This is a genomic window from Cellulosimicrobium composti, from assembly GCF_010287905.1.
Lineage (GTDB): Bacteria > Actinomycetota > Actinomycetes > Actinomycetales > Cellulomonadaceae > Cellulosimicrobium > Cellulosimicrobium composti.
On sequence record NZ_JAAFAN010000019.1, the window covers coordinates 19888 to 36974 of the forward strand.

Sequence of the window (17087 nt, forward strand, 5' to 3'; positions counted from 1 at the left end):
CGCGGTTCTCTCTCGGCAGGACCAGGGTTCTCCCTCGGCGCGGTGGGCCGGCTGGCCCACCGCCTCACGCGACCGCCCTGACTCCCGCCGCGGCGCGGCGCGCGACGATCGTCCCGACGAGGGAGACACCGGCGAACGTGAGCATGAGCAGCTGGGCGGACCGGACGAGGTCGGGTGTCCCGAGGTTCACGAGGACGCCGGCGAGGGCGGCGCTCAGCGCCGTCGCGATGAGGAAGACGGTGTTGACCGCGGCCGCGGCCTTGGCACCCTCCTCCTCGCCGACCGTGCTCCCCAGCGCGGCGACCGTCAGGTGCGGGAACCCGAGCCCGATCCCGGCTCCCGCGAGGAAGAGCGTCACGAACCAGAGGGCGATCACCGTGCCCGACGGCCCGTCGTGATGGAGCAACCCGTACGCGGTGAGACCGAGCGCGACCACCAGCGGGCCCACCGTGATCAGGCCCCGCCGCGCCCGGACCGTCGTGGCGTTCGCGGTGACCATCTGGGTCACGGACCAGCCGAGCGAGAGGGCCGCCCCGAGCAGTCCCGCGACGAGCGGACCGAGTCCTCCGATCTCCTGCCCGAAGAGCGGGATGAACGCCTCGGTGCCGATGCCGAACGCGAGGACTGCGACGGTGAGGTAGACCCAGCGCAGCGAGGACCCGTGCGCGAACGTGACCTGGGGCAGGATCCCGCTGCGCCCGCTCCGCTCGTGACGGACGAACCACACGCCGAGCACGACCCCGACGACGAGCGCCGCCGCGGTCGCGACTCCGGAGGGCACGACGCTCGCGACGCCCACCGCTGCGACGGCGCTCGCGAGCAGCACGAGCGACGCCCACGGCACCGACTCGCTGGAGCGGCTCCGCGCCGTCCGCGGCATCGAGCGGACGACGAGCACGCACACGAGCGCCGCGACGACCGCGAGGCTGACGAACGCGGCGCGCCAGGCGCCGACCTGCCCGAACCCGCCTCCCACGACCGGCCCGACGATGTTCCCGACGCCCCACATGGCCGAGACGAGCGCCGCGGCGCGGGCCCAGAGCCGCGCGGGCAAGGCTCGTTGGATCAGGGCGTACCCCAGGCCGGCCAGCAGCCCTCCGCCGAGCCCTTGCACCGTGCGGCCGAGCAGCAGGACGAGCATCGACGGGCTGGCCGCGCACAGCAGCGACCCCAGCGCGAACAGCCCGAGCGCGAGCAGGTACGCCCGGACGGCGCCCTGCTGCGTGAGGACCCTGCTGACGAGCATGGAGGTGACGACGGAGGCCAGCAGGAAGGTCGTCATCGTCCAGGCGTAGAACTCGGCACCGCCGATCTCGGCGACGATCGTCGGGAGCAGGCTCGTCGTGAGGTAGACGTTGCTCGCCTCCAGCAGGACGCCGCCCGCGAGCACCGCCGCGACGGGGGCGTACCGCCCGCCCAGCAGCTCGCGCCACGTGCCTGCCGTCCCCGTGTCCTGCCGGTCCTGCTCGGTCTGGGTCATCTCGGGCCGTCCTCTCGCCACGTCCGGTCGGGGCGTACGCCCCCCTGCGGGCGCCCCGGTGGACGACCCGCCGCGACGCTAATACCTCGAGTAAACTTGAGGTCAAGGGAGGTATCCGTGTCGCTCGAACCCGACGATCTCCTCGCTGTCGGCGAGGTCGCGCGCCGCACGGGCGTCGCCGTGTCAGCGCTGCACTACTACGAGCAGCTCGGCCTCATCGCCTCGACCCGCACGGCCGGCAACCAGCGCCGCTACCCCCGGCACATGCTCCGGCGCATCTCGCTCGTCGTCGTCGCGAAACGGCTCGGCATACCCCTCGCCGACGTCCAGGAGGTCTTCACCAGCCTCCCGCTGGACCACCCGCCGTCGCAGCGCGACTGGCGGCGCGTGGCCAAGCTCTGGAACGACCAGCTCGAGCTGCGGCGCACCCAGATCGACCACCTGCAGCGCGAGCTGACCGGCTGCATCGGTTGCGGCTGCCTCTCGCTCAAGGCGTGCCGCCTGCTCAACCCCGAGGACGCACTCGGCTCGGACGGTCCGGGGCCCCGGCGCATCTGAGCGTCCGGGAGCACCGGGTCCACGGCCCTGAACCATGCGCCGCACCGGTCGAGCGGTGCGGCCGACGGTCGCGCCGGGCGACTCACCCGCGCCGACTGCGAGCGTCCCACGTCTCGGTCGCGACGCGCTGGGCGTCGCGGAGCGCGCGGGCCGGGTCGACGCCCTTGGGGCAGACCTGGGTGCACGCGCCGACCTGGATGCAGGGCCAGGCGCCGAACTCGGTGTCGAGGACGTCGGCGCGGTCGAGCTCGCCCGCGTCGCGCGAGTCCTCGTCCCAGCGGCGCGCCGTCGCGACGACGGCCGGGCCGAGGAAGTCCGGCGCCACGTCGAGCTGCGGGCACGCGGCGTAGCAGAGCATGCAGTCGATGCACTCGGCGAAGCCCTTGAACGCGGCGAGCTCGCCCGGCGTCTGCCGGTGGCCCGACGCCGGTCCGTGCGCCCGCAGCGCGTCGCTGTCGTCCGCCGTCGCTGGGTCCGCGGCGTCGTCGCCGGCGCCCGACCCGGCTACGGGCGCGGGCGCGTCGACGAGTGGGAGGCGCGTGGCGCCGTCGGGCACGAGCCAGGGCTGGACGGTGGCGAGCTTGCCGAGGAAGGCGTCGGTGTCGACGACGAGGTCGCGGAGCACCTCGGCGTGCGCGAGCGGCTCGACGACGAGGCCGGACGTGCGGTAGCCGCGCACGAACGTCTCGCACCCGAGCACCGGGCGGCCGTTCACCATGACGCCGCAGCTCCCGCAGACCGCCATCTTGCACGACCACCGGAACGTCAGCGTGGGGTCCGCGTGGTCCTTGACCCACTGCAGCGCGTCGAGCACGGACGTGCGGTCGTCGTAGGGCACGTCGAACACGTCGCGCCGCCCCGTGTCGGCGCCATCGACCGACGTCCGCGCGACCTCCAGCCGCACCGTCCGCGCCTCCACCGGCAGGTCTGCCTCGCTCACGAACCCGCTCCCCTCTCCGCCGAGAACGACATGGGGGTCGTTATCGGTCTCTTTCCGGCGCTCATGTCGTGTTCGGCGCCCACGGGGACGTGCGCCACCTCGATCGTTCCGCCCGCGTCCAGCCGGACCTCCGAGTGGCGCGGCACGTCGTCGACGTCCGGGAAGTCGAGGCGCTGGTGCGCGCCGCGGGACTCCTCGCGCGCGAGCGCGGCGGCGACGGTCGCGTGCGCGACGAGCAGGGTCGCGCCGAGCTCGACGGTCGTGGCCCAGTCGGTGTTGAGCACGGCGCTCGTGTCGACGACGCGCACGGCGGCGTACCGCGCGCGCAGGTCCTCGACGGTCGCGAGCGCCCGCCGCAGCCCGTCGGCGTCGCGGTAGATCCCGGCGTCGGCGTCGAGCACGCGGCCGAGCTCGGCCCGGATCGCGGCCGGCGGCTCGGTGCCGCGCCCACGCATCGCGAGGTAGCCGTCGGCGATCTCGGCGGCGCGGTCGACGACCTGGCCGTCCGCGGACGCCGGGCCGACGCCGGCCCCCGCGCCGGCCGCGCCGCCGTCGGCCCCGAGGTGCCCGGCCTCGCGTGACCACGCGAGCGCGGCCTCCCCCGCCGCGCGCCCGACGACGAGCGTCTCGACGAGCGAGTTGGAGCCGAGCCGGTTGGCGCCGTGCAGGCCGGTGGACGCGCACTCCCCCGCCGCGAACAGCCCGGCGACGGAGGTGGCGCCGCGCGCGTCGGTGCGGACGCCGCCCATCGTGTAGTGGGCCGTGGGGCGCACGGGCACGGGCTCGGTCGCGGGGTCGACGCCCGCGAACTGCTTCGCGAGGCCCGTGACGAGCGGGAGCCGCTCCGCGAGCCGCGCGGCGCCGAGGTGCCGCAGGTCGAGGAGCACGACGCCGCCGTCGGGCGTGGGGATCGTGCGGCCGTCGCGGTCGGCGTGCCAGAACGCCTGCGACAGCCGGTCGCGCGGCCCGAGCTCCATCGTGCGCGGCACGGGCGCCCCGACGGGCGTCTCGGGCCCGAGGCCGTAGTCGGCGAGGTAGCGGCGACCCTCGGCGTCGAGCAGCACCCCGCCCTCGCCGCGCGCGGCCTCCGTGAGCAGGATGCCGCTGCCCGGCAGGCCGGTCGGGTGGAACTGGAGGAACTCGGTGTCGCGCAGCGGCACGCCCGCCCGCAGCGCCATCGCCGTGCCGTCCCCGGTACAGATGCCCGCGTTCGTGCTCGTCCCCCACGCGCGCGCCGAGCCGCCCGTCGCGAGCACCACGGCGGGCGCCGCGAGGAGCAGCGGCTCGCCGCGGTGCTGGTCGTGCACGACGACGCCGCGCACCCGCGCGTCCGGCCCGCCCGGGTCGTCGACCACGAGGTCGAGCACGTGGTGCTCGTCGTACCGGCGCACGGGGCCGTCGGGACCGGAGTACCGCAGCGACGTCTGGAACAGGGTGTGCAGCAGGTGGAAGCCCGTCTTGTCCGCGGCGAACCACGTCCGCGCGCGGCTCATGCCGCCGAACCGGCGCACCGCCACGTCGCCGTCGTCGGTGCGCGACCACGGCAGGCCCCACCGCTCCAGCCGGTACAGCTCGCCCGCCGCGCGCTCGACGACGAACCGCACGGCGTCCTCCTCGCACAGCCCCGCCCCGCCGGCCACGGTGTCCGCGACGTGCTGCTCGAGCGAGTCGTCGTCGCCCACGACCCCGGCCGCGCCACCCTCGGCGGCGACGGTGTGCGAGCGCAGGGGGTAGACCTTCGACACGAGCGCGACGACGGGCGCGCGCCCCTTGTCGCGGGCCGCCGCCTCGGCGACCGCGAGCGCCGCGCTGAGCCCGGCGGCGCCCCCGCCCACGACGACCACGTCGGCGCGCTCGACGCGCAGCGCGCTCACCGGCTCCGCTCCCGGCGTCGCGCCGCGGGGCGGGCCGGTCCGGTGCGCGCGGGCGTGGCCGGGGAGAGGGTGCGGCGAGGCATACGGGAAGGGTCCTCGCGCCCGGACCCTCGCGCAACAGGCGAAGGTCCCGCGTCCGGGCGCGGTCATGGGCACCCCTCCCCATCGTGCGCGGCGCGCGCGTCCGGGTATGGTCCGTGCGGCACCCCTCCCCGAACTTCCCGGAGTACTCATGCGTCCCGCCCGTTCCGCCGCCCGCCTGACCGCCGCCGCCGCGCTCGCGCTCGGCCTCACCGCGTGCACGATCAACGTGGGTGGGGGCTCGCCCGAGACGCCGGCGCCGGAGGAGACGACGGCGGCCGAGGAGACGGCCCCGGTCGAGGACGCGGAGGAGGTCGACGACGAGGCGGCGGGCGACGCCGGTGCGAGCGGCGAGCTGCCCGACTGGGCGAACCCCGTGACGGACCCGGGCGAGCAGATCTCGACCTTCACGGTCGGCGGCGTCCGCGTCGACGTCTACCAGGTGGGCGTCACGCAGGCGTCGAAGGACGGCCTGTTCGTCGACCCCGAGAACAACGAGCCGATCATCGCCGAGGGCGACGACATCGTGTTCGTCAACTACGTCATCACCAACGAGGGCGCGCCGATCGACCTGGGATCGAGCCTCGTGAGCATCGACGAGCGCTACGACGACTGGCCGTACATGCAGGGCATGGACACGATCGTCGACGACGCGCTGTACGAGGCGCAGGGCGTGCACGCGGACGCGATGCACGACCAGGCGTACCGCGAGCCGACGGTGTACCCGTTCGCGACCGGCCAGTCCTACTCGTACGCGACGAACTTCCGCTACCAGCCGGGCTCGCCGATCACGTTCGACGCGGTGGTCACGCCCGTCGACGCCGAGGGCGAGCTCCTGCACGACGAGCGCATGGAGGGCGAGGGCACCGGCACGATCTCCTGACGCCGCACGCCCCCACCGGGAGCCCTGGTCCTGCGGGACCGGGGCTCCCGGTCGTTCAGCGCGTCGTGAGGTCCTGGTACTCCGGGTGGCGACGGATGTAGGCCCGGACGAACGGGCACAGCGCGACGACGCGCTCGCCCGACGCCCGCACCGCGTCGAGCGCTCCCGCCGCGAGCGCCGACCCGACCCCGCGCCCCTCGAACGCGGGGTCGACCTCCGTGTGCGTGAAGATCACCGTGCCCGGGGTGCGCTCGTAGGCGGCGAACCCGGCCACCGTGCCGTCGTCGGTCCGGGCCTCGAACCGGTCGCCCTCGTCGCTCACGGTGACGGTCGAGGCGCTCGGCGCGCTGCTGTCGCTCATGGCGCCCATCGTCGCCGCCGCGCGCCGCGAGGACAACAGCGCGAGACGGTCGTCACACGACCTGCGGCGCGGGCAATTCGCTACCGGTCGGACGGGTTCTCGGTGGGACACTGGGACGGTGGTCCAGGACTCCCCGTCGCGCTCCGGCGACCCCGAGCACCCCGAGCCCCGGCGGGACGACCTGACGACCGAGGAGACGCCGCCCGGCACCGCCCGAGCGACCTCGCGCAACCCCTACCGCGACGTCCTCTCGCTGCCGGGCGCGTGGCGGTTCTCCGCCGCCGCGCTCGTCGCGCGCCTGCCCATGTCGATGGTCGGCATCGGCACGATCCTCATGATCCAGGGGATCTACGGCCAGTACGCGCTCGCCGGCCGGGTCGCGGCCGCGCTCGTCGTCGCGCAGGCGATCGTCTCGCCGCAGATCGCGCGCCTCGTCGACCGCACCGGGCAGCGCGCCGTCATGCTGCCGATGCTCGCGGCCACCACCCTCGGGCTCGGCGGTCTCATCCTGTGCGCGGTGCTCCGCGCTCCCGAGTGGACGCTCTACGTGTTCGCCGCGCTGACCGGCGGGACGTCGGGCTCGTACGGCTCGATGGTCCGCGCGCGGTGGACGCACGTCGTGCCCGACGCGCGGCGCCTGCACACCGCGTACTCGCTCGAGTCCGCGCTCGACGAGCTCGTGTTCGTCGTCGGGCCGGTGCTGGCCACGGTCCTCGCGACGAGCGTGTCCCCGTCGGCCGGGCTCCTCGTGCCGCTCGTCGCCGCCGTCGTGGGGGGCCTGTGGTTCCTCTCGCAGCGCGCGACCGAGCCGCCCGTCGTCGTGCCGGAGGCGGGCGTGAAGCAGCGCTCGGCGATGCGCTCCACGGGGATGGTCGTGCTCGCGGTGATCTTCGTCGCGATGGGCATCGTGTTCGGCGCGACCGACGTGTCGACCATCGCGTTCGCCGAGGAGCAGGGCCAGAAGGGCGCGGCGGGCGTCATCCTCGCGGTGTTCGCCATGGGCTCGCTCATCTCGGGGCTCGTCTACGGCGCGCGCCACTGGGTCTCGCCGCTGTGGCGCCGGTTCGTCCTCGGGATCCTCGCGCTCGCCGCGGGCGTGTCGCTGTTCTTCTTCGTCACGTCGGTCCCGGTCCTCGCGGCGGTCATGTTCGTGACCGGCTTCGCGATCGCGCCCACGCTCATCAACGGCAACAACCTCGTGCAGAACCTCGTGGCGCCCAACCAGCTCACCGAGGGGCTCGCGTGGGTGGGGACGTCGCTCGGCGTCGGGGTGTCGATCGGGTCGTCGGTCGCGGGGTCGCGCGTCGACGCGGGCGGCGCGCACGCCGGGTTCGAGGTCGTCGTGGCCGCCGCTGTGCTCGCCGTCGTGCTCGTGCTCGCCGCGCTCCGGTCGCTGCGCCGCAGCGCCGACCGCGAGGACGTCGCGCCCGCGCACTGACGAGGACGTCGCGCCCGCGCCCTGACGCGCCCGGGCCCCGGGGGCGCGGCCCCGTCAGGCCGGGTCGGCGCCCGAGAGGTGCGCGCGCTCGCCCTCCTGGTCGAAGATCGTGAGGATCTCGACCGGGCCGTCGTGCGCGCCGAACGAGTGCGGCACCATCGTCGAGAACTCCGCCGCCTGCCCCTCGTGCACGAGGATCCGGCGGTCGGCGAGGTAGACGACGGCCGTCCCCGACAGCACGGTGAACCACTCGTGGCCGGGGTGCACGCGCTGGTGCTCGGGGCCGACGGCGCGCTCGGGCGTGATCCGCATCTTCGCGACCATCGTCCCCGGGCGGTCGCGCGACAGGAGCCACGTCGTCTCGCCCGGGCGACGCTGCGGCTCGGGCCGGATCACGACGTCCTCGTCGTCGACCGGCTCCACGAGCTGGTCGAGCGTCGTGCCGAGCGCCCGCGCGATGGGCACGAGCTGGTCGAGCGCGATGCGCCGGTGCCCGGTCTCGATCCGGCTGAGCGTCGAGGCGCTGAGGAAGCAGCGCGCGGCGAGCGCGTCGAGGGTCCAGCCCCGTGCGAGCCGGAGGCCGCGGATGCGCTGGCGGACGACCGCGTCGAGATCGAGTTCTTGCGTCATGAGCAAGATCCTATGTCTTGAGCGCATGAGCGTCCTACGGTGGACGCATGACCTCCCTCCCCGCGCACCCCACCGGGACGCCCCACCACGACCACACCCACGACGGCACCGGGTGCGCCGACGTGCTCGACCTCGACGCGCAGGTGTTCGGCGGCCTCCTCGACGCTGCCGTCGCGGTCGCGGTGGAGCACGCGCCGGACGCGGTGCGCACCGTCGTCGACCTCGGCGCGGGCACCGGCACCGGCACGCGGGCGCTCGCGCGCGCCTTCCCTCGTGCCGACGTCGTCGCGGTCGACGCGGACGCCGCGATGCTCGACCGGCTGCGCGCCGGACTCGTCGGCACGGGCCTCGCGGACCGCGTGCGCACGGTCGAGGCCGACCTCGACGCAGGCTGGCCCGAGGTCGGCACGGCGGACGTCGTGTGGGCGTCGGCCTCGCTGCACCACGTCGCGGACCCGGCGCGCGTGCTGCGCGACGCCCGCGACGCCCTCGTGCCCGGCGGGCTCCTCGTCGTCGTCGAGATGACCGCGACCTCGCCGGTCCTGCCCGACGACGCGGCGCACGCCGACCTCGCCGCGCACCTCGACAGCGCCGCCGCCCAGGCGGGCTGGAACCGCTACCCGGACTGGACACCCTTCCTGACCGACGCGGGGCTGGAGGTCGTGGACCGGCGCGAGCCGACCGCCGTCGTGCCGCCCGGCCCCGCCGCGTCGCGCTGGGCGCACGCCACGGCCGCGCGCCAGCGCGCGCACCTCGCGGACCGACTCGGCCCCGACGGCCTCGCGGCGCTCGACGCCGTGCTCGCCGCGACCACCCCGACCGTCCCGACCGACCCCACCACGACCCACCCCGCCGCCCCGGGTCGCGCGCCGGGCGAGCACACGGTCGCCGCGCGCGGCGGCCGCATCGTCTGGGCCGCCCGCCGGCCGCGCTGAGACCCCCGAACCCTGCCGAGGAGAACCATGACCGCCACCCCTGCCATCCCCACCCCCGACGCCCCGTACGACGTCGCCGTCGTCGGCGGCGGCCCCGCCGGGCTGAGCGCCGCGGTGACGCTCGCGCGGTCGCTGCGCTCCGTCGTCGTGCTCGACGCCGGCGAACCGCGCAACGCGCCCGCCGAGGGCGCGCACAACCTGCTCGGCCGCGAGGGCGTCCCGCCGCGCGAGCTGCTCGCCACCGGTCGCGCCGAGGCCGCGGGCTACGGCGCCGAGGTCCGCGACGCGCGCGTGGTCCGCGCCGACGGCGACGTCCGGTCCGGCTTCAGCCTCGCGCTCGACGACGGCGGGACGGTCCGCGCGCGCCGCGTGCTGCTCGCGACGGGCCTCGTCGACGAGCTGCCCGACGTCCCCGGCGTGCGGGAGGGCTGGGGGTCGAGCGTGCTGCACTGCCCGTTCTGCCACGGGTGGGAGGTGCGGGGGCAGCGGATCGCGGTGCTCGCGACCGGTCCCGCCGCGGCGCACCAGGTGCTGCTGTTCCGCCAGCTCACGCCGCACGTCACGCTGTTCCACCACACCGCGCCGGAGCTCGACGACGCCACGTGGGAGCAGCTCTCGGCGCTCGGCGTGCGCGTGGTCGAGGGCGAGGTCGCGCGCCTCGACGTCGAGGGCCGGTCCGTGCGGTCGGTCGTGCTCGCGGACGGGACGTCGTTCGGCGTGGACGCCGTCGTCGTCGGGCCGCGGTTCGTCGCGCGCGGCGAGCTGTTCGAGCAGCTCGGCGGGACGCTCGAGGAGCACCCGGCGGGTCGGTTCGTGCCCGCCGACCCGCGCGGTGCGACCGCCGTGCCGGGCGTGTGGGCCGCGGGCAACTCGAGCGACCTCATGGCGCAGGTCGGCGCGTCCGCCGCGGCCGGGGTCATGGCCGGCGCGGGGATCCACGGCGAGCTCGCGCAGGCCGACGCCGCGGCGGCCGTCGCGCAGCGCCGGACGCCGTTCGCCGCGCACGCCGAGCCCGCGGTCTGAGGCGGCGGCCCGAGGCACCGGGCCGGGCCCGCGGCCGGGAACGACCGCGGGCCCGTCGGCCGGAGGGTGACGCACGAGACGCCCGCTCACGCTGCGCCCCCGGACGACCCGGCGCACGATGGAGGACGACCCCAGCCACCCGTGGAGGTACGTCATGCCGTTCGGAATCGGTCGCTCCCCGCAGGACAAGCGCAACCGCACGGTCGCCGACCTGCTCGTCGCGCAGCTCGTCGAGGCGGGGGTGCGCCGGATCTACGGCATCGTCGGCGACAGCCTCAACCCCGTCGTCGACGCGGTGCACCGCTCCAACGTCGGCGAGAACGCCGGCAAGGGCATCGAGTGGATCCACGTGCGCCACGAGGAGGCGGCCGCGTTCGCCGCGGCCGCGGAGGCCGAGGTGACGGGCAGCCTCGCGGTGTGCGCCGGGTCGTGCGGGCCGGGCAACCTCCACCTCATCAACGGCCTCTACGACGCCAACCGGTCCCGCGTCCCGGTCCTCGCGATCGCGAGCCACATCCCGAGCAAGCAGATCGGCACCGGGTTCTTCCAGGAGACCCACCCCGACCGCCTGTTCACCGAGTGCTCCGTGTACTCCGAGATGATCTCCAGCGCCGAGCAGGCGCCGCGCGTCATCAACTCCGCGATCCACCACGCCTACGGCGCCCGCGGCGTCTCCGTCCTCACGCTCCCGGGCGACGTCGCCGACCTCGACGCCCCGGCGGCCGTGCCCGACGTCGCGTGCCGGCCCGCTCCCCCGCGCGTCGTGCCCGACGCGGCCGCCGTCCAGCAGCTCGCGGACGCGATCGACGCCGCGAAGAAGGTGACGATCTTCGCCGGGGCGGGCGTGCGCGGCGCGCACGACGACGTCCTCGCGCTCGCCGACAGGATCGCCGCGCCCGTGGGCCACTCGCTGCGCGGCAAGGAGTTCATCCAGTACGACAACCCGTTCGACGTCGGCATGTCCGGCCTCCTCGGCTACGGCGCCGCGTTCGACGCCATGCACGACTGCGACCTGCTGGTGCTGCTCGGCACCGACTTCCCGTACGACCAGTTCCTCCCGGAGTCGGTCCGCACGGCGCAGGTCGACGTCGACCCGACCCACCTCGGTCGCCGCACGCGCCTCGACCTCGCCGTCGTGGGCGACGTGGGCGAGACGGTCCGCGCGCTCCTGCCGCTCGTGAAGAAGGCGCGGTCGCGCAAGTTCCTCGACTCCATGGTCGCCAAGCACGAGAAGGCGATGAACGGCGTCGTCGGGGCGTACACGAAGAAAGTCGAGCGCACGACGCCGATCCACCCCGAGTACGTGGCCGACACGCTCGACCAGCTCGCCGCCGACGACGCGGTGTTCACGGTCGACACGGGCATGTGCAACGTGTGGGCCGCGCGGTACATCACGCCCAACGGGAAGCGGCGCGTCATCGGGTCGTTCATCCACGGGTCGATGGCGAACGCGCTGCCGCACGCGATCGGCGCCGCGGCCGCCGCGCGCGACGCCGGCCGGGGCCGCCAGGTCGTCGCCATGGCCGGCGACGGCGGCCTGTCGATGCTGCTCGGCGAGCTCGTGACGCTCAAGCAGTACGACCTGCCCGTGAAGGTCGTCCTGTTCGACAACGCGAGCCTCGGCATGGTGCGCCTCGAGATGCTCGTCGACGGCCTGCCGATGTTCGGCACCGAGTCGCCGCAGGTGGACTACGCGGCGGTCGCGAACGCGATCGGCATCCCCGCGGTGCGCGTCGAGAAGCCGAAGGACCTGCGCCGCGCGCTCGCCGACGCCCTCAACCGGCCCGGGCCCGCGCTCGTCGACGTCGTGACCGACCCGCGCGCGCTCTCGATCCCGCCGACGATCACCGCGGGACAGGTGCGCGGGTTCGCGGTCGCGATGAGCAAGGAGGTCCTCGGCGGCGGCATGGGCGAGGTCGTCTCGATGGCCCGCGCCAACCTGCGCAACGTGCCCCGCCCGTGACGGACGAGCCCACCCTCGCCGACGTCCGCGACACCGCCCGGGAGGTCTTCGGCTACCGCGACCTGCGCCCCGGGCAGCGCGAGGCGATCACCGCGCTCCTCGACGGCCGCGACGTCCTGCTCGTGCTCCCCACGGGCGCCGGCAAGTCCGCCGTGTACCAGGTGCCGGGCCTCGAGCTGCCCGGGCCGACGCTCGTCGTCTCGCCGCTCATCGCGCTCCAGCAGGACCAGGTGCGCTCGCTGCTCGAGCTCGGGGACGACGACGCGCGGGCCGCGGCCGTGAGCTCGGCGGTACCCGCGGCCGAGCGCCGCGCCGCCCTGGAGGCCGCCGCGGCGGGCGACCTCGAGTTCCTCTTCCTGTCGCCCGAGCAGCTCGCGAACGACGAGGTCCTGGACGCCGTCCGCGCGGCCCGGCCGAGTCTCGTCGCGGTCGACGAGGCGCACTGCGTCTCGACGTGGGGCCACGACTTCCGGCCCGAGTACCTGCGGGTGGGCGAGCGCCTCGACACCCTGGACCCGCGGCCGCCCGTGCTCGCGCTCACCGCGACGGCGTCGCCGCCCGTGCGCGAGGACGTCGCCGAGCGCCTGCACCTGCGCGACCCCGCCGTGATCGTGCGCGGGTTCGCGCGTCCGGGGATCGCGCTCGAGGTCGTGCGCGCGGTCGAGGCCGAGGACAAGGACCGCGCGGTCGTCGAGCGCGTGCGGACCGAGGCGGAGCAGGGCACGGGGATCGTCTACGTCGCCACCCGGCGCCGCACGGGCGAGATCGCGGACGCGCTCGCGCAGGCCGGGCTGCGGTCGGCGGCCTACCACGGCGGGCTGCGCCGGGCAGAGCGCGACGAGGCCCAGCGGCGCTTCACCGAGGACGAGCTGGACGTCGTCGTCGCGACGTCCGCGTTCGGCATGGGCATCGACAAGCCGGACGTGCGGTTCGTCGTGCACGCCGACGTGCCCGGTTCCCCCGACTCGTACTACCAGGAGGTCGGGCGCGCGGGCCGCGACGGCGAGCCGGCGGTCGCTGTGCTCTTCTACCGGCCGGAGGACCTCGGCCTCCAGCGCTTCTTCGCGGTGAGCGTTCCCGACCGCGACGACCTGCGCGCGGTCGCGCGCGCCCTCGGGCCGGGCGCCGCCGCGTCCGACGACGGCCGCACCCGCCTGCCGCGACGCCTCGCCCGCCTGCGCGCGCTCGTCGAGGACGCCCGGGCGCTCGCCGGGGACGACGCGCGGCCCGCCGCGGTGGCCGACGCCGCGCGCGAGCTCGCGCAGGCCCGTCGCCGCGTCGACGACTCGCGCCTGGAGATGATGCGCGCGTACGCCGAGACGGAGCAGTGCCGCCGGCAGTTCCTGCTCGCCTACCTCGGCGAGGACCTGCCCGAGCCGTGCGGGCGCTGCGACACCTGCTGGGCGGGCACCGCGGCCGAGCGCGCCGCGGACGACACGGCCGCGCCGTGGTCGACCGGCACGACCGTGCGGCACCCGGAGTTCGGCGAGGGCACGGTCATGGGGTACGAGGGCGAGGACCGCGTGACCGTGCTCTTCGAGGCGTACGGGTACCGCACGCTGAGCCTCGACGCGGTCGCCGAGAACGGCCTCCTCACGCCGGGCTGAGGCCGCCCGCGGCCTCGCGCGACGCCCGGTCGGCCCCGTTCCGCCCCCGGCGCGGCGTGGGGAGTCCTCCCCATGTGACGTATCTCCAGATCGCCCCACGGCATGGTCGGCTCACGGTAAGGTGTGCGTACGTTCACGACAACTCCACACGCCACTTCCGTGCCGTGGCCCGCCGCCCGAGGGGACCTCGCATGATCGCGTTCATCGTCATCGGCATCGCCGGACTCGCCCTCCTGCTCCTCTCGCTGCTCGTCGGCGAGATCGTCGACCTGGGCGACGGCGCGGTGTCGGGCACGACGCTCGGCGTGGGTGGCGTGGTCTTCGGAGCCGTCGGCGTGATCGTCGCGTCCAACGACCTGCCGACGTGGCTCGCGTACGTGGGCTCGCTCGTCGTCGCGCTCGTCGTGATGGTCCTCGTCCAGTCGCTCGTCAAGCACCTGCGCGCGTCGGAGGACGGCGTGCCCGCGTCCCTCGTCGGCGTGCAGGGCACCGCGACGACCGCGATCGACCCGGCCCGCGGCGAGGTCTCGCTCGACGCGGCGCACGAGCTCGAGCGCCGCCTCGCGTGGTCCGACGAGCCCATCCCGGAGGGCGCGCGCGTCGTCGTGCTCGAGCAGTCCGGGAGCCGCGTGCGCGTCCAGCGCCACTACCCGAACGACTGAGGACCGCCGGGCGCGCCCGTCGCGCACCGACGCAGGGTGCCCCGTGCACCCGCACCGCTCCACCGGCCCGGACCGGCCGGGCGCTCGACGCCGGTCGGACCGGCCCGCTCGACCGCCGCACGTCCTGACCTGCCCGCACCCACGGAAGGAGACGCGCTCCGGCGCGGACCATGTTCGACGACACGAACCTCATCACGACCTTGGCGATCGTCGCCCTGGTCATCGCGTTCTTCGCGGTGGTCATCTTCATCAGCAAGCGCATCCGCCGCGTCCCGCCGAACGAGGCCCTGGTCATCGTCGGCCGCGGCGCGGGCCGCAAGGAGGCCGCGGGCAGCGGGCAGAAGGTCGTCGTCGGCGGCCGCACGTTCGTGTGGCCGATCCTCCAGCAGGGCTTCTCGATCTCGCTCGAGCAGCGCCAGATCGGCATCACCGTCGAGGGCGTCGACAAGAACCGCATCAAGATCGCCATCAAGGCGTCGATCAACTTCAAGGTCCGGGGCGACGAGGAGGGCGTGCGCCGCGCGGCCCAGCGCTTCCTGTCCCAGCAGGGCACGCTGACCGAGATCATCAAGGAGTCGCTCGAGGGCTCGCTGCGCTCCATCGTCGGCGACATGACGATCGAGCAGATCATCTCCGACCGCAAGGGCCTGTCCGACCGCGTCGTCGAGTCCACCAAGGCCGACCTCTCGGAGCAGGGCCTCCAGGTCGACCTGCTCAACATCTCCGACATCTCGACGCCGGGCTCGGACTACCTCGCCAACCTCGGTCGCGCCGAGTCGGCCCGCGCACGCCAGGTCGCCGAGGTCTCCGAGGCCGAGGCGCAGCGCGCGTCCGAGTTCGCCGTCATCGAGGCGGCCGAGCAGATCGCCGAGCGCCAGAAGGCCCTCGACCTCAAGCGCGCCGCGATCAAGGCCGACACCGACCGCGCGAACGCCGAGGCCGAGGCCGCGGGTCAGCTCGCGCGCGCCGAGCAGGACCGCCTCGTCGCGCAGCAGGAGCGCGAGGCGCTCGCCGAGCAGGCGCGCGTCACGCAGGAGCGCCTCGACATCGAGATCCGCAAGCCCGCCGAGGCCAAGGCGTACGCCGAGGTCCAGGAGGCGAACGCGCGTCGTGACGCCGCGAACGCCGCCACCGAGGCCGACGCGTACAAGCGCACCGTCATCGCCGAGGCGAACAAGACCGCAGCGATCCAGGACGCCGAGGCGTCCGCGCAGGCCGTGCGCCGCGCCGGTGAGGCCGAGCGCGACCGCCAGGTCGCCCTCGCGGCCGGTATCAAGGCCGAGGGTGAGGCCCGCGCCGCGGCGATCGAGGCCGAGGGTCGCGCCGAGGCCGCGGCGACCGACGCCAAGGCCGACGCCCTGCAGAAGTACGGCGAGGCCGCGCTCGTCCAGGAGCTCATCGAGCGCCTGCCCGAGATCGTGCGCGCCGCCGCCGAGCCGATCGGCAACATCCAGGGCATGACCGTCGTCTCGACCGACGGCGCGTCCGCGGTGACGAAGAACGTCGCGTCGGTCCTCGGCGAGGGCCAGGGCGTCATCAAGCAGCTCACGGGCGTGGACATCAACCAGCTCATCGCGAACCTCGCGGGCACGCAGCTCGCGGGGTCCGGCGAGTCGTCGACGAACGGCACCTCGCACTGACCCACCTGCCGAGCATGCGGCTGTGGCCCGTCCGGACGTCCGGGCGGGCCACAGCCGCATGCTCGGCGGATGCGGGGGGAATCCGTCAGGTCCAGCCGAGGCGGCCGAACGCGTCGAGCGCGAGCAGCACGCCGAGGATCCCCAGCACCCACCCCGTCATGTCGGTCGCGTTGCGCGTCAGCCACCCGTCCAGGCGCCGCAGCAGCGGGTCCACCGCGCGCGCCGCGACGAGCCGACCGAGCAGCAGCAGGAGCGCGGGCGCGACCATGACGACGCAGTACGCGGCGAGGACCCCGGCGCTCGCGGGCCAGCCGACGTCCGACGTCGTGATGATCCCGATCGCCGCGAGGTACGGCAGCATCGTCCCGACCTCGACCGCGACCGCCCCGAGCGCGAGGCCCAGGAGCGGCAGCACCGACGCGCGCGTACGGACCGCGCCCGCGCCGGCCGCGTCCGCCTCGATCCCCAGGGCGCGCTCGCGCCAGCGCGCCAGCCGTCCCGGTCGCGCGGGGCCCGGCGCCGGACCCGCACCCGCGTCGCCCGGCTCGCCGCCCGTCCCGCCCGGGACGCGGTCGGCGCGCTCCGGATCCCCGTCGGCCGGGACGCCGTCGCGGGCGGCACGCCGTGCGGCGCGCTTGCTGTCGAAGCGGAAGCTCAGCGCGAACAGCCCGATCCCGAGCAGGAGCTGCACGATCGTCGCGGCCCGCGAGTCGAGCGCGTCGCCGAACCGGTCGAGGAACGCGCCCGCCCCGAGCATGACGACGACCCCGACGGCGAGGTAGGCGACGGCGACCGTCGCGAGGTACGCGAGCACGCGCCCGGCGCGGAGCCGGCCGGGCGCGAGCAGCAGCCACACCGGGACGAGGAGCGTGCCGAAGCTCGTGGAGTCGACGAGCGCGAGCACCACGAGCACGCCCGCCAGGGCGGCGAGGCCCAGGCCCGGTCCTCCGGCGGCGTCGAGGTCGAAGGGGATGTCCATGCCGACGAGCCTCGCGCGCGGCGGGCACCGCGT

General features: G+C 75.2%; 15 protein-coding genes. 9 read left to right on the forward strand and 6 right to left on the reverse strand.

What is annotated here, in order from left to right; translation table 11 throughout:
• Positions 1-64: 64 nt before the first annotated feature.
• Positions 65-1480 carry an MFS transporter gene (locus tag GYH36_RS07560; RefSeq protein ID WP_115941764.1) on the reverse strand — a complete coding sequence of 472 codons (1416 nt, stop codon included), beginning with the start codon at positions 1478-1480 and terminating at the stop codon, positions 65-67.
• Positions 1481-1597: 117 nt separating this feature from the next.
• On the opposite strand from GYH36_RS07560, the gene soxR reads away from it, so the two are divergent.
• Positions 1598-2038 (forward strand): redox-sensitive transcriptional activator SoxR, encoded by a 441-nt coding sequence (gene soxR, locus GYH36_RS07565; RefSeq protein WP_115941763.1) that lies wholly within the window; start codon positions 1598-1600, stop codon positions 2036-2038.
• An 82-nt stretch (positions 2039-2120) separates the two neighbouring features.
• Here soxR and GYH36_RS07570 read toward each other — a convergent pair whose 3' ends face one another.
• Both GYH36_RS07570 and GYH36_RS07575 read right to left on the reverse strand, forming a co-directional pair.
• Positions 2121-2978 carry a 2Fe-2S iron-sulfur cluster-binding protein gene (locus GYH36_RS07570; RefSeq protein WP_115941762.1) on the reverse strand — a complete coding sequence of 286 codons (858 nt, stop codon included), beginning with the start codon at positions 2976-2978 and terminating at the stop codon, positions 2121-2123.
• Positions 2975-4852: an FAD-binding protein gene (locus tag GYH36_RS07575; RefSeq protein WP_162289534.1), complete on the reverse strand. Its 1878-nt coding sequence runs from the start codon at positions 4850-4852 to the stop codon at positions 2975-2977. The genes GYH36_RS07570 and GYH36_RS07575 overlap by 4 nt, the downstream gene beginning before the upstream one ends.
• 232 nt (positions 4853-5084) lie before the next feature.
• Here GYH36_RS07575 and GYH36_RS07580 point away from each other — a divergent pair, with 232 nt between their 5' ends.
• Positions 5085-5816, forward strand: a complete 732-nt coding sequence (locus GYH36_RS07580; protein WP_162289535.1) for a hypothetical protein — start codon at positions 5085-5087, stop codon at positions 5814-5816.
• A gap of 55 nt (positions 5817-5871) precedes the next feature.
• On the opposite strand, the gene GYH36_RS07585 is transcribed toward GYH36_RS07580, so the two are convergent.
• A complete protein-coding gene (locus GYH36_RS07585; protein ID WP_115941759.1) occupies positions 5872-6177 on the reverse strand; it encodes a GNAT family N-acetyltransferase in 306 nt (101 codons plus the stop codon).
• A gap of 118 nt (positions 6178-6295) precedes the next feature.
• Between GYH36_RS07585 and GYH36_RS07590 the strand changes: the two genes are divergently transcribed.
• Positions 6296-7615 (forward strand): MFS transporter, encoded by a 1320-nt coding sequence (locus GYH36_RS07590; protein WP_376739812.1) that lies wholly within the window; start codon positions 6296-6298, stop codon positions 7613-7615.
• A 54-nt stretch (positions 7616-7669) separates the two neighbouring features.
• On the opposite strand, the gene GYH36_RS07595 is transcribed toward GYH36_RS07590, so the two are convergent.
• Positions 7670-8245, reverse strand: a complete 576-nt coding sequence (locus GYH36_RS07595; protein WP_162289536.1) for a helix-turn-helix domain-containing protein — start codon at positions 8243-8245, stop codon at positions 7670-7672.
• A 47-nt stretch (positions 8246-8292) separates the two neighbouring features.
• Here GYH36_RS07595 and GYH36_RS07600 point away from each other — a divergent pair, with 47 nt between their 5' ends.
• From GYH36_RS07600 to GYH36_RS07625, 6 genes are all read left to right on the forward strand, one after another.
• Entirely contained in the window at positions 8293-9180 is an 888-nt protein-coding gene (locus GYH36_RS07600) for a class I SAM-dependent methyltransferase (RefSeq protein WP_162289537.1), read from the forward strand.
• Between the two features lie 27 nt (positions 9181-9207).
• Positions 9208-10203, forward strand: coding sequence for an NAD(P)/FAD-dependent oxidoreductase (locus tag GYH36_RS07605; protein WP_162289538.1), 996 nt, complete (start codon positions 9208-9210; stop codon positions 10201-10203).
• Positions 10204-10357: 154 nt separating this feature from the next.
• Positions 10358-12166: a pyruvate dehydrogenase gene (locus GYH36_RS07610; protein WP_162289539.1), complete on the forward strand. Its 1809-nt coding sequence runs from the start codon at positions 10358-10360 to the stop codon at positions 12164-12166.
• Positions 12163-13773 (forward strand): RecQ family ATP-dependent DNA helicase, encoded by a 1611-nt coding sequence (locus GYH36_RS07615; protein WP_115941756.1) that lies wholly within the window; start codon positions 12163-12165, stop codon positions 13771-13773. The genes GYH36_RS07610 and GYH36_RS07615 overlap by 4 nt, the downstream gene beginning before the upstream one ends.
• A gap of 191 nt (positions 13774-13964) precedes the next feature.
• A complete protein-coding gene (locus tag GYH36_RS07620; RefSeq protein ID WP_024839808.1) occupies positions 13965-14435 on the forward strand; it encodes an NfeD family protein in 471 nt (156 codons plus the stop codon).
• A 170-nt stretch (positions 14436-14605) separates the two neighbouring features.
• Positions 14606-16075, forward strand: coding sequence for a flotillin family protein (locus GYH36_RS07625; RefSeq protein ID WP_162289540.1), 1470 nt, complete (start codon positions 14606-14608; stop codon positions 16073-16075).
• An 85-nt stretch (positions 16076-16160) separates the two neighbouring features.
• On the opposite strand, the gene GYH36_RS07630 is transcribed toward GYH36_RS07625, so the two are convergent.
• Positions 16161-17054 carry a GAP family protein gene (locus GYH36_RS07630; RefSeq protein ID WP_162289541.1) on the reverse strand — a complete coding sequence of 298 codons (894 nt, stop codon included), beginning with the start codon at positions 17052-17054 and terminating at the stop codon, positions 16161-16163.
• Positions 17055-17087: the final 33 nt, after the last annotated feature.